Below are 13,053 nucleotides of genomic sequence, written 5' to 3'. Positions count from 1 at the left end.
CGCAAAGGCACCGTTTGCCCTGCCTATTGAACTTTGTGTAGCGCCAGGCCGAAGACGTCTTCGGCTGCTTCGACAACGCTTTCCGAGAGGGTAGGGTGCGCATGCACGGCACGTGCAAGTTCCCGGACACTCATGCCCTGCTGAATCGCGACGACGGCTTCATGCACGATGTCCGTGGCGTGCGCGCCCATGACGTGAGCGCCGAGGACTTCACCCGTCGATGCGTCGGCTACGATCTTCGCCATCCCGGCAATCTTGCCCATCGCCTGGGCCTTGCCGAGGCCGCGCATGTCGAACGTGCCGCAGCGGACTTCAATTCCTCGCCGGCCGGCCTCCTGCTCGGAGAGTCCGACGCAGCCAATTTCGGGGGAGGTGAAGATCGCCCACGGGATCTTGCTCTCGTCGATGGCCGCAGGGGCATGGTCGAGAATGTGTTCCACGGCCACCTTGCCTTGCGCGGACGCTGCGTGGGCCAGCATGACGCGCCCGGTGACGTCGCCGGCGGCGTAGACCGTCGGGCAACTGGTCCGCATGAAATCGTCGACGATGATCTCGCCGCGCCGCCCGCTCTCCACGCCGGCCGCCTCGAGATGCAACGTCTCGCTGTTCGGAATGCGGCCGACGCAGACGAGCGCACGTTCCGCGGTAATTTCGGGCTTGTCCTTCTGGCTAACCGCCACGCCGTCGTCACGGCATTCGATACTTTCGACAGGAGCGCCGCCGACGAATTTGATGCCCTTCTTGCGCATCTCCCGAAGTAGCACCGCCGAGATATCGGTATCCAGAGCAGGGGCCGGCAGCCGCTCCATCCCGACGACAGTGACCTTCACGCCGAGCGACGCGAAAATGAAGGCAAACTCGCACGCGATGATCCCTTCGCCGATGATGGCCAGCGAAGTCGGAAGGTCGGACCAATGCAGCAGATCATCGCTCGTGACGACCGTATGCCCGTCGAACGGGAAGGCTTTGGGACGTGCCGGCTTCGAACCGGTGCAGATCAGCACGTAGTCGCCCTTGACTTGACCGCCGCCAGCTAGGGTCACGGTATGGCCGTCGGCCAACCAGCCTTCGTCGTTGATGACCTCGATCTTGCGATTGTTGAGGAGACCCTCGATTCCGCCGGCCATCGTGTTGATGACGCGATGTACGTTGGCCAGCGCCCCCGGCCAGCTGACGTCGATGTCACCGTTGATGGTGATCCCGCATTTCGAGGCGTCTTTAAGCTGGTCGAGCAGCGAACACGAAGAGACCAATGTCTTGGTGGGGATGCATCCCCTGTGGAGACAGGTGCCTCCAAGTCCGCTTGCATCCACCAGTGTCACACGTGCGCCGAGCTGGCTCGCATGCAGTGCCGATACATACCCGGCGGGTCCGCCGCCAAGGACGATAACATGCGTAGGCATGGCGTTGCTCCCTAGATTTGTTTGTTTGTGTCGTTATTTCACGCCGCCAAAGCATTCCGGCTTGCCCGCCTGTACAACGAGAGCTCTCGATCGCAGTCGCGTCGACGAGTCCGTCCCCCAACGGAATCAAGCGTCGCCATGTTTGCGCGCAGTTTCCAATCAATTAAACAAATAGACAAGCAAGAATTCGGTGTCAAACGATGGGTTGGCGCGCAACTTGGAATTCTCTAATAGCCTGAAGTCACTTATTTAGCAGGCCATAGGGGCGTTTGTTGACCAATCTCGAGGGTCAGCGTATGTCCTATTGAATATGATTTATCGAATATGATATGTGTGAATCCGATCTCGAAGCCGAGGCTCGAAAGCGAATGCTTGTGGGCAATTTCGGGGCCAATCTTCCTCTCGTGCCTGGCGGCGTGGAGCCCACGAACCTGGCAGGCCGACAACAAGACTGGATTGGAGGAACTCGCCGTTCAAACGCTGTCCCGGCCATCTTGGAAACGTGCCGGGAGATCATGGTCGCCGCGTTCGGGATCGTGATGGCGCTCGAGTTTCTCCCCTCTAAAGGACTACCCTCATGACGAACTATCCGATCGATATGACCGTCCACCCGGAAGTCGAATCCTTCTTCGACGAGCCGACCAACACCATCAGCTACATCGTCAAGGACCCGACCTCCAACTCCTGTGCCGTCGTGGACAGCGTGATGGACCTCGACTACGCGGCTGGCCGCATCACCCATGATAGCGCCGACGAGATCATCGCCCGCATCAAGGAGCGTGGTCTCAAGCTCGAATGGATCATCGAGACGCACGCCCATGCCGACCATCTGTCGGCGGCCCCGTACATCCAACAGGAACTCGGCGGCAAGATCGGTATCGGCTCGAAGATCATGGTCGTGCAGGAGACCTTCGGGAAGGTCTTCAACGAAGGCACCGAGTTCCAGCGCGACGGCAGCCAGTTCGACGCCCTGTTCGAGGACGGCGCCACTTACACCATCGGCAACATGCAGGCGTTCGCCATGTACACGCCCGGTCACACGCCGGCCTGCATGGTCCATGTGATCGGCGATGCCGCCTTCGTGGGCGACACGTTGTTCATGCCGATGGCGGTTCCGCGCGCGCCGACTTCCCCGGCGGCGATGCCGGCACGCTGTACGACTCGATCATGAAGGTGCTGAGCCTGCCGGACGAGATGCGCCTCTTCATGTGCCACGACTATGCGCCGGGCGGACGCGAATACGCCTGGGAAACCACCGTTGCGGACGAGCGCGCGAACAACATCCATGTCGGCAACGGGAAGACGAAGGAAGACTTCATCAAATTCCGCACCGAGCGCGATGCGACGCTGAGCATGCCGAAACTGATCATCCCTCGCTGCAAGTGAACATGCGCGGCGGCGAGGTGCCAAAAAACGAGGACGGACGGCCGATGCTGAAAGTCCCGGTCAACGAACTTTAAGCGGGGAGAGAGTCATGGAGTTGAAACGCGTATCCGAGGCGCTGTCGGTCAGCAGCCAGATTTCACCGGCCGACATCACCGAGCTGAAGGCGCAAGGCTTCCGCTCGATCGTCTGCAACCGGCCCGACGGCGAGGGCGCGGATCAGCCGACCTTCGAGGAGATCCACGAGGCGGCCGACGCGGTCGGACTCGAGACACGTTATCTACCGGTGAAACCCGGACTCATTCAGGACGAGGACGCGTTCGCGTTCGGCGCTGCGTTGCGCGAACTTCCGGGGCCTGTCTTCGCCTATTGCCGGACGGGGACGCGCTCGATGACGCTGTGGTCGCTGAGCCAGTCCAAGGCGCTACCCATGGCGGACATCCTGGCGACGGCCAAGGCGGCCGGCTACGACATGAACGGTGTTGCCCGGCGCATCGCCAATGGCGGCAAGACGCCGACCGATACCGGCGACGCCAAATACGACATCGTCATTGTCGGCGGTGGGGCGGGCGGCATCGCCGTCGCCTCCAGCTTGCGTGCACGCAAGCCTAGTCTTGATATCGCGATCATCGATCCGGCGGAGATCCATTACTACCAGCCGGGCTGGACCATGGTGGGCGGCGGTGTGTTCCAAGCACAGGATACGGCCAAGACCATGGGCTCGCTCATTCCGAGTGGCGTCCATTGGATCAAGGCCGGTGTGGCTGCCTTTGAGCCGGAGAACGACGCGGTCATTCTGGATGGCTGCCGGGTGGTCAAATACGACCGCCTCGTCGTCTGTCCCGGTCTCAAGCTCGATTGGGGCGCCGTCGAAGGTCTCGAGGAGACGCTCGGCCGCAATGGCGTCACCTCGAACTATCGCTACGACCTTGCGCCGTATACGTGGGAGCTGGTCCAGCGCATGAACAAGGGCCGGGCGATCTTCACGCAGCCCCCCATGCCGATCAAATGTGCCGGCGCACCGCAAAAGGCCATGTATCTGTCGGCCGACGCTTGGTACCGCCGTGGCGTCCTCAAGGACATCGACATCCAGTTCAACAACGCCGGCGGTGTGCTGTTCGGCGTGAAGGACTACGTGCCGGCGCTCATGAAATACGTCGAGAAGTACGGCGCGCACCTGAACTTCTTCCACAACCTCATTGCTATCGACGGCTCGGCCAAGACGGCAACTTTCAAAGTGTCGAAGCCGGACACGGACCCCACCACGGTCACCATGGACTTCGACATGATCCATGTCTGTCCCCCGCAGACGGCGCCGGACTTTATCCGTGTGTCGCCGCTGGCCGATGCCGCCGGCTGGGTCGATGTGGACCAGACCACGCTGCGCCACAAGGCCTACGACAACATCTGGAGCCTGGGCGACGTCATGAACGCACCCAACGCGAAGACGGCCGCCGCGGCCCGCAAACAAGCCCCGACAGTCGCCGAGAACATCGTCGCCGATATCGCCGGCCGGTCCGCGGTTGCGCAATATGACGGCTACGGCTCGTGCCCGCTCACGGTCGAGCGCGGCAAGATCGTGCTCGCCGAGTTCGGCTATGGCGGCGCGCTGAAGCCGAGCTTCCCGAAGTTCTTCATCGACGGCATGAAGCCTTCACGGGCCGCTTGGATCCTCAAAGAGAAGATGCTGCCGCCGATCTATTGGTGGGCCATGCTCAAGGGCAAGGAGTGGTTGGCCAAGCCGGAGCGGCTCACGGTGGCACCGGCCGAGTAGTCCTTCCACGAGTGATCGCTCCGAGCGACTCCCGGATCGCTGTTCCAACCCTGCCGGCGCCTTCTCGCGGATAAGCGGGAAGCGCGTTCGGCGCGCAAACCTGTTGTTTCGAGGCGAAGATGATCGCTCGGCTGCGCAAGTTCATTCCCGTCCTCGAATGGGGCCGCACCTACGACGGGGCCGCGTTCTCGAACGACCTGGTCGCGGCGGTGATCGTGACGATCATGCTGATCCCGCAGTCGCTCGCCTATGCGCTGCTTGCGGGGCTGCCGCCGGAGGCCGGTATCTACGCCTCCATCGTCCCGATCATTCTCTATGCGATCTTCGGCACGTCTCGTGCCCTGGCCGTCGGTCCGGTCGCCGTGGTGTCGCTGCTGACGGCATCGGCCGTCGGCCAGGTGGCCGAACAAGGGACGGCCGGTTACGTGGTTGCGGCGTTGACGCTGGCACTGCTGTCGGGCGGCTTCCTGCTGATGCTCGGCGTGCTGCGGCTCGGGTTCCTTGCGAACTTCCTCAGCCATCCGGTGATTGCCGGGTTCATCACGGCCTCGGGCATCCTGATCGCCTGCAGTCAGCTGAAGCACATCCTCGGTGTCGACGCGGGCGGTCATACGCTGCCCGAGATGATCGGTTCCCTCGTGGCTCATCTCGGCGAGACCAACGTCATTACGCTCGCCATCGGGGCAGGGGCTATCGGGTTCCTGTTCTGGGTGCGCACCGGTCTCAAGCCGTTCTTGCGGAAGATCGGTCTCGGTCCGAAGCTTGCCGATCTCATCACCAAGGCGGGACCCATCGCGGCTGTCGTGGTGACGACGCTGGTGGCCTGGTACTTCAGCCTGAACGGGCGCGGCCTATCGATCGTCGGCGAAGTGCCCCAGAGCCTGCCGCCGCTGACCATGCCGGGGCTCTCTCCCGACCTGCTCGCCGATCTTGCGGTGCCAGCGATCCTCGTTTCGATCATCGGCTTCGTGGAGTCCATCTCGGTGGCTCAGACATTCGCCGCCAAGAAGCGCCAGCACATCGATCCCGATCAGGAACTGATCGGTTTGGGCGCGGCCAATCTCGGCGCGGCCTTCACGGGCGGCTATCCGGTGACCGGCGGCTTCTCGCGCTCGGTCGTCAATTTCGACGCCGGCGCCGAGACACCCGCGGCCGGCGCCTATACGGCTGTGGGCTTGGCCATCGCCGCCGTGGCCCTGACACCGCTCATCTACTTCCTGCCGAAGGCGACGCTGGCCGCGACCATCATCGTCGCTGTGCTGAGTCTCATCGATCTGTCGATCCTCAAGAAGACCTGGGGCTACTCGAAGTCCGACTTCTCCGCCGTCGCCGCCACCATCCTGCTGACGCTGTTGCTCGGCGTCGAGATCGGCGTCGCCACCGGCGTTGCCATCTCGGTGCTGATGCATCTGTACAAGACATCGCGTCCGCACGTCGCCGAGATCGGCCTCGTGCCGGGCACCCATCACTTCCGCAACATCAACCGGCACACGGTCGAGACCGATCCGGGTCTCCTGATGCTCCGGGTCGACGAGAGCCTGTACTTCGCCAACGCCCGCTTCCTCGAGAACCTGATCCTCGCGCGCGTGACCGAGGGCTGCGGCATCCGCAATGTCGTTCTGATGTTCTCGGCGGTGAACGCGGTTGATTACTCGGCCCTCGAGAGCCTCGAGGCCATCAACGAGCGCCTGACCGACATGGGCGTCGGCTTCCATCTGTCGGAAGTGAAAGGCCCGGTGATGGACCGGCTCGAAGCCTCCCATCTCCTGCAGCATCTGAACGGCCGCGTGTTCCTGTCCCAATACGACGCGTGGATGGCCGTCTTGGGATGGCCATCCGAAAGGCCCAAACCCGTCTTGGCCGCCCAAACATTCTGAGGCTTGGACGGCCAATTTCTTGGGTAATTAAGTCTGTCTGACAAGCCTACCAGGTGAGGGTCTTGGTCCCGTCCATGAAAAGCTGCTTGGTCACCGTCTTCGGGTCGCCTTCCTTCACGCCATCGACAAGGTTCTCGTCCTTGAGGCCGTAGTACTTCATGCAGTGGGGACAGGCGAGCAGCACCGCGCCGCCGCTGGTGAGATCAGCAATCTGCTTCTGCTGCTCGGGGTACGTATCGGTGTGTCCCTTCGAGGCCACGAGCACGCCGCGATTGTTGAAGAACACCGTCACGGGGTGACCCTCGTCCTGAATGGTCTTGGCGAAGCTCAGAGCCATGGTCGCGGCGTGCGCATCGTCGGAAACCAGGCTGACGAAGAGCGGATCTTTGTCTCCTGATATGGCGGGTTGCGCAGTGGCGACCATCGCCAACACGGCGAGGGCAAAGGCGACGATCATGTTCGATTTCGACGCGAAGTATTTCATCAGTCATGTCTCCTGTGATTCACGAATTTGGGGGAACGTTGGTGCAAGGATCGCGGCCGCGCATTGACCGACCGCATATTGAAGCTTGTTCTTTGTCCGGCAGGTGGGGCGGTCTTCTGTTCGTCCGGCCTCACGCTCGCCTGGCATCGGGCGGCCCAAGGTGGGACGGCGGGCCTGGTCGAAGCGGCCCGCCGCTGTAGGCGTGCTAGGCCGCAGCCTCTGCCGTCGTCTCCAGGCGCTTCCCGTTCAACTTCACCTCACCGGTGATCTCCACCGGACGCTGCATCATGTCGAGCAGCGGGCAATGGCTCTCGGCCATGGCGATCACCTTCTGGATGCTCTCCGGGTCGGCCGAGCTCTTGATCTGGGTGTCGTACACAATCTTCTCGTAGCCGGCCGGGACCGACTCATCCATGGACAGGAGGCCTCTGACATCGAGGTATCCTTTGACGTCGATTTTGACCTCGTCGAGCTTGACCCCCATCACGGCCGCATAGGCGGAATACATGATTTCCTGACAAGTCCCCAAGGCGACCAGAACGAGTTCCACGGGGTTGACGCCCGTGTCCGATCCACCGAGATCCGGCGGCTCATCGATGGTCAGCGGGGCGAAGTCGCGAACCTGCGCCGTGCATTTGACGTCTTCCACCAGAGCGGTACTCGCCCTGAACACGAGGCGCGCTTGGGCGGGGTTCTCCTGAACGGCTTGAATCTTGGCTAATAGAGCTTGCTTCACGCTCTCCTGGGACACAGCAATTTCCTCCAATACATCTTTGTTGTTGGCTCACCGCGCTCTCGGTTCGAAAGCCGCGAGGCACGCGAGGAGGTTCGGAGCCAAAGCCGCCACAGACCGTGGCGGTCCAGTTATGCCCCCAAGACCCCATTCACACATATCATATTAGATAAGTCATATTCAATACTGAGCGGGTGGCGCCCGCGGTATATCAGACGAAGCTAATTTACGAGGCAAAGAAGCCACTTATCTTGTCACAGGGAGGCAGCCTGCCGCCCAGAGAAGACGCAGAAACAGGCTCCTTGAATTGCGTATTTATGCAACTGACGGGAATCTGCGCGGGAAGAGGCGAGTCTCCATGCCATGCCTGGTGGCCAGAGCGTCTTCGCAAATGGATCGCCGCGTTCCCGGCCGCACCGGCGCATTTCTATGTCTCGGCGACTCGGATAGACTTGAATATCTGCCAAGCCACTGTGCTAGCTTCAGTTTTGCTGCTTGCTAGCCTCTAAAGACGGCCCGGCCAATAAACAAGGAGGAGACGCGGTGAGTTCGAATGCGAACGCCATCATGCAGTACTCGTTCCTGTACGTGTTCGCCAACGACGGCACGATCGACGCTCAGGAACTGGCCATGCTCAAGAGACTCGCGCTTGAGGATGGGACCGTGGACGACCAGGAGCGGGACATTCTCAGCCGCATATTCGCCCGCGTGACCGCGCAGTCCGTAGCGCCGGACGTGTGGGATGAGATCTGCCGGTTCAAGGCAAAGTATCGGATAGCCTAAAGCCTGTGGCCGACGGCACAATCTGCAACCCGGGCGAGAGTGGCGACAACCCTGCCGCGATCTGATAGAGCCTAGCCATGACGCCGAAAAAGAGTGCCGCTCGCGCTGCCGCCGCGCTGGAATCCTTGCTGATTCCTGGCACGGACCCCGCTGAGGTGACCGCGGCGATCGAGAAGGCTTTGCGTGAATCAGGAGACGGCGCGAGCGCGGATGCTTCGGCGCGAACGGCGCGCCTGCTCTCCGCCTCGCCCGCGGTGCTTTACTCCTTCAAGGCGCGCGACGACTTCGCGCCCACCTTCGTCAGCGACAATATCGAAGGCCTGTTCGGCTACGCGCCGGGAGACTATCTCGGCAATCCCGGCTTCTGGCGCGAGCGTGTTCATCCCGACGACCTCGAGCGCCTCGATGCCGATCTGGAGACTCTCTTCGAGACGGGTGACCTGACCGTCGAATACCGCTTCCGTCACAAGGACGGCACCTATCGCTGGGTGAACGACGAACAGCACATGATCTACGACGCACAAGGAGCGCCGAGCGAAGTGGTCGGCTCCTGGAGCGACATCAGCGCGCGCAAGAGCGCCGAGGCGCGGGAAGACGCCACCCAAGCCCGGCTGTCGACACTTCTCGAAGCGGCACCGGCCGTGATCTACAGCTTCAAGGCGCGCGGCGATTACGCGCCCACCTTCGTCAGCGAGAACATCAAGCGGCTCTTGGGCTACTGCCCGGAGAAATACATGGAGCATGCGGACTTTTGGCGCTCCCACGTGCATCCGGACGACCTCGCAGGCGTCGAAGCCGAAGAGGCGTTGATTTTCGACAAGGGGCGCCACGCCACCGAGTACCGGTTCCGCAAGCGCAACGGCAAGTATATCTGGGTCAGCGACGAGCAGTATCTCCTGCGCGACGAGCATGGCGAGCCCGTCGAGATCGTCGGCTCCTGGAGCAACATCTCCGCACGCAAGACGGCCGAAGAGGCCGAGAACGCAGCGCGCGCCCGTTTCGACCTGATGCTCCACAGCGCTCCGGCCGTAGTCTACAGCTTCAGCGCGACAGGAAGCTTCACGCCTACGTTTGTCAGCGGCAACATCAAGCGCGTCCTGGGATACGAGCCCGACGACTACCTGAAGCAGGCCGACTTCTGGCGCTCCCACGTGCATCCCGAGGACCTCGCGGCGGTCGAAGCCGGTCAATCGGAACTGTTCGAACTGGGGCGCCGCGTCTCGGAATATCGCTTCCGCAAGGCGGACGGCACCTATTGCTGGGTCAGCGACGAGCAGACCCTCGTCAAGGACCGGAACGGTGATCCGCTCGAGGTGATCGGCACCTGGTCCGAAGTGACCGAGCGCAAGACGGCCGAGCAAGCCGCGCTTCACGAACGCGAGCAACGGCTGACCGACGCCATCGAGACGATCTCGGAAGGATTCTCTCTTTACGACTCAGAGGACCGTCTGGTTCTCGGCAATCAGAAATATGGCGAGCTGTTCGACGCCGGCGACGGGCCGCCTGGGCCAGGGAACTCCTTCGAGACGATCCTGCGGAAGGCCGTCGCCCACGGTCTGATCGAGGATGCCAAGGGGCGCGAAGAAGGCTGGCTTCGCCAGCGCCTCGACGAGCACAGATATCCCGGCGAGCCCATTCTTCAGCGCCGGTCGGACGGTCGTTGGCTGCAGATCAGCGAGCGCCGCACAGAAACCGGCGGCACGGTCGCCGTCTACAGCGATCTCACCGAGATCAAGGAGAGCGAGCGGCGGGCGGCGGCGGCGAACCAGCTGATCCTACAAAGCCTGCACTATGCCAGCCGCATCCAGTCCGCGGTGCTTCCCGCGCGGCGCGAGATCGAAGCCATTGCGGCGGACCACTTCCTAATTTGGGAGCCGCGGGACATTGTCGGCGGTGACTTCTTCTGGTTTCAGCCCGTTGAAGACGGCCATGCGATCATGGTCGGCGATTGCACGGGCCACGGCGTCCCTGGCGCCTTCATGACCCTGATCGCCTGGGGTCTGCTCGACCGCATACTGCGCGATGCGCCCGGCGGCCCAAGCGCAGTGCTCTCCGGTCTGCATCAGGGCGTGCAAAGCTTGCTTGGCCAGGACGAACAGCACGGCGAAACCGACGACGGACTGGAAGCCGGAGTCTGTTTCATCGACCTGAGCAAACGGCAGATAACATTTGCCGGTGCGCGCTTCTCGCTGTGGCGGTCGAATAGCGAAGGCGTTATCGAGATCAAAGGCGACCGCGAGGGCCTCGGCTACCGGCGTTATCGTCCGGAGACGAGATTCAAGAACACCACGTTTGGCTACGATTCAGGCGACGCGTTCTACCTTACGACCGATGGGCTCATCGAACAGATCGGGGGGCCGCGCGGTCGCGCCTTCGGCAAGCAACGTTTTAAGGACCTCTTGCATAAGCTCCGCGATGCGCCAATGAATGAGCAGGAAGAGACACTGCGCGACGCCTTCGAGAAGTTTCAGGGCGATCAGAGGCGGCGCGATGATCTGACGGTTTTGGGTTTCATCCCCCGTGCCTAGGAGGCCTCAATGCTAGCCGGCCAGTTGATGGACTTGCGGTCGATGCTGCATCGCCAAGGCGTGATCTTCGCCTATAGCGGCTATGTGACGGAGCCGGTGCTGTCCGGGGTGGGGGAGGCGCTCAAGCAGAAGCTGACCATCGATGACGCCGACACCAAGACCCTGCGCAGCGTGTTCGCCGTCTTCGTCGAGCAGATGCAAAACATTATCCGCTATTCCGCCGAAAAGGCGCGTCAGGAAATGCCACCCGCGGACGAACAGGGCGCGCTCATGGAGATGCGGTACGGCATCCTCACCATCGGGCGCGAGGGCAATGACTACGTGGTCTGCGCCGGTAATCTCGTGCGCAAAGGGGACGTCGAGCGGCTTGCGGAGCGGCTTGAAAAAGTGAGGAACATGAGCAAGGACGACTTGAAGATTCTCTACAAAGAACAGCTTAGAGCCGACCCCGAACAAGGCAGCAAGGGGGCCGGGCTCGGCCTCACGGAAATCGCGCGTCGCGCCTCGAAGCCGATCGAGTACGACTTCGCCGATGTCGATGGCGACCACGTCTTCTTTGCCTTGAGAGCGACGATTTGAGGTCCGAATTGATGCGCGATCCGTTGAACATTGAGCAGACCTCCCGCACGCCGGCCGTGGTCTTCGACTATCCGAACAATCACCTGAAGCTGTCGGGCGAATCCTACCCAGAGGACGTGACCGAGTTTTACCGGCCGGTCTTCAACGCGCTCGACGAGTATCTCGGTTCGCTGGGTGAGGGGCGTTGCCGTTTCGACTTCGAACTCATCTATTTGAACAGCTCGAGCGCCAAGGCCGTGATGATGCTGATGGACAAGCTCGAGGACGCCGCTAAGAACGGCGCCGACGTGGACGTCTACTGGTTCTACGACAACGACGACGACACGATGCAAGAGCTGGGCGAGGAATTCGGCGAGGAGCTCGAGAGCGCCGCGTTCCATCTCGAAAAGATGGCGGGCTGATGCCGTCGGACGATCTCTTTGCCGCCGAAGGGAAGGTCATCGTCGAGGCACAGAAGCTCCTCGACGACGGCCGCTTCGCCGACATTGGCGACCGCACGCTCTACGAAGGCCTGCTCAAGGACTATCAGAAGCTGTTGCGCACGACGCGCCGGCTGATGCGCCTCAGCGACCGCAATGAGGAACAGCTCAACGCGCTGAGCAAGGAGCAGAAAGAGGCCAACACGGTCATTGCCAAGCACAACAAGGAGCTGGATGCGCTGGCGACCAAGCTGTCGAAATATTTGTCGCCCCAGATCTACCACTCGATCTTCACCGGCGCGCAGAACGTCGAAATCGCCTCTAGCCGCAAGAAGCTGACGATCTTCTTTTCCGACATCATGAACTTCACCGAGACGACCGACAGGTTGGAGTCCGAGGACCTCACCAACCTACTCAATCGCTACCTCACGGAGATGACCAATATCGCGCTCGAATACGGTGCGACCATCGACAAATATATCGGCGACGCCATCATGGTGTTCTTCGGCGACCCCCAGTCCAAGGGCGTGAAGGAGGATGCGGTCGCCTGTGTCCGCATGGCCCTGGCGATGCTCAGGCGCTTGAGTGAGCTCCATACGGAATGGCTGGAGCTCGGCGCCACGGAGCCGTTTCACCTGCGCATGGGCATCAATACCGGCTACGTCACCGTGGGCAATTTCGGCGGTGACGAGCGCATGGACTACACCATCATCGGCAGCTGCGTGAATGCCACCGCGCGCCTCGAGTTCCATGCAGACACCGACAGCATTCTGATCGGTCACGAGACCTACTCACTCGTCAAAGACGAGGTGGACGTGGAGGAGCGCGAGCCAATCAAGGTCAAGGGATTCGCCGAACCGGTCCGCTGCTACAAGGTGCTCGGGCTTTACGAGGATCTGGAGCGCGAAGGATCCGTTATCCGGGAGGAGCAGGACGGCTTCAAGGTGCTGCTAGACCTGAAGAAGCGCGAGCGGGCCGAGGCCATCGAGGCGCTGCAGGCCATCATCGAGCGGCTCAAGCCGTAGCGCGGTCGAACCGCTCGCGTCGGGGCCGAATGTCTATTAAAACCACGGCTGTGCCTGCCGCGGGC

10 protein-coding genes and 1 pseudogene are annotated in these 13,053 nt (G+C 61.8%); 8 read left to right on the top strand and 3 right to left on the bottom strand.

Annotated elements, in window-relative coordinates:
- Positions 1-23: 23 nt before the first annotated feature.
- Complete coding sequence (gene lpdA / locus DCY11_RS03580) at positions 24-1,403, bottom strand: dihydrolipoyl dehydrogenase (protein WP_108681288.1); 1,380 nt, start codon at positions 1,401-1,403, stop codon at positions 24-26.
- A gap of 577 nt (positions 1,404-1,980) precedes the next feature.
- Here lpdA and DCY11_RS03570 point away from each other — a divergent pair.
- The 3 genes and pseudogenes from DCY11_RS03570 to DCY11_RS03560 all read left to right on the top strand — a co-directional run bounded on the left by DCY11_RS03570 (position 1,981) and on the right by DCY11_RS03560 (position 6,437).
- Positions 1,981-2,863: pseudogene (locus DCY11_RS03570) on the top strand (MBL fold metallo-hydrolase).
- 14 nt (positions 2,864-2,877) lie between these two features.
- Positions 2,878-4,560 (top strand): bifunctional protein tyrosine phosphatase family protein/NAD(P)/FAD-dependent oxidoreductase, encoded by a 1,683-nt coding sequence (locus DCY11_RS03565; RefSeq protein ID WP_108681286.1) that lies wholly within the window; start codon positions 2,878-2,880, stop codon positions 4,558-4,560.
- A gap of 119 nt (positions 4,561-4,679) precedes the next feature.
- On the top strand, positions 4,680-6,437 hold the full coding sequence (locus DCY11_RS03560; protein WP_208430503.1) for a SulP family inorganic anion transporter: 1,758 nt from the start codon (positions 4,680-4,682) through the stop codon (positions 6,435-6,437).
- A gap of 46 nt (positions 6,438-6,483) precedes the next feature.
- Here the strand turns inward: DCY11_RS03560 and DCY11_RS03555 are convergent, their stop codons facing one another.
- The gene (locus DCY11_RS03555; protein ID WP_108681285.1) at positions 6,484-6,921 is read right to left on the bottom strand and encodes a DsrE family protein; all 438 of its coding nucleotides are present in this window, start codon (positions 6,919-6,921) and stop codon (positions 6,484-6,486) included.
- 205 nt (positions 6,922-7,126) lie between these two features.
- Positions 7,127-7,672 (bottom strand): OsmC family protein, encoded by a 546-nt coding sequence (locus DCY11_RS03550; RefSeq protein ID WP_108683651.1) that lies wholly within the window; start codon positions 7,670-7,672, stop codon positions 7,127-7,129.
- 525 nt (positions 7,673-8,197) lie between these two features.
- On the opposite strand from DCY11_RS03550, the gene DCY11_RS03545 reads away from it, so the two are divergent.
- The 5 genes from DCY11_RS03545 (at position 8,198) to DCY11_RS03525 (ending at position 12,988) form a co-directional block, all read left to right on the top strand.
- On the top strand, positions 8,198-8,437 hold the full coding sequence (locus DCY11_RS03545; RefSeq protein ID WP_159079770.1) for a hypothetical protein: 240 nt from the start codon (positions 8,198-8,200) through the stop codon (positions 8,435-8,437).
- Between the two features lie 77 nt (positions 8,438-8,514).
- Positions 8,515-10,965, top strand: coding sequence for a PAS domain-containing protein (locus DCY11_RS03540; RefSeq protein WP_108681283.1), 2,451 nt, complete (start codon positions 8,515-8,517; stop codon positions 10,963-10,965).
- A gap of 9 nt (positions 10,966-10,974) precedes the next feature.
- Entirely contained in the window at positions 10,975-11,544 is a 570-nt protein-coding gene (locus DCY11_RS03535; RefSeq protein WP_108681282.1) for a SiaB family protein kinase, read from the top strand.
- Positions 11,541-11,945, top strand: a complete 405-nt coding sequence (locus tag DCY11_RS03530; protein WP_208430502.1) for a DUF1987 domain-containing protein — start codon at positions 11,541-11,543, stop codon at positions 11,943-11,945. The genes DCY11_RS03535 and DCY11_RS03530 overlap by 4 nt, the downstream gene beginning before the upstream one ends.
- On the top strand, positions 11,945-12,988 hold the full coding sequence (locus DCY11_RS03525; protein ID WP_108681280.1) for an adenylate/guanylate cyclase domain-containing protein: 1,044 nt from the start codon (positions 11,945-11,947) through the stop codon (positions 12,986-12,988). Before DCY11_RS03530 ends, DCY11_RS03525 begins: the two co-directional genes overlap by 1 nt.
- The last annotated feature ends 65 nt before the right edge of the window (positions 12,989-13,053 follow it).

This window comes from Methyloceanibacter sp. wino2 (genome assembly GCF_003071365.1).
In the GTDB taxonomy this organism is placed as follows: domain Bacteria; phylum Pseudomonadota; class Alphaproteobacteria; order Rhizobiales; family Methyloligellaceae; genus Methyloceanibacter.
This window is presented reverse-complemented; position numbering and strand designations above follow the sequence as displayed.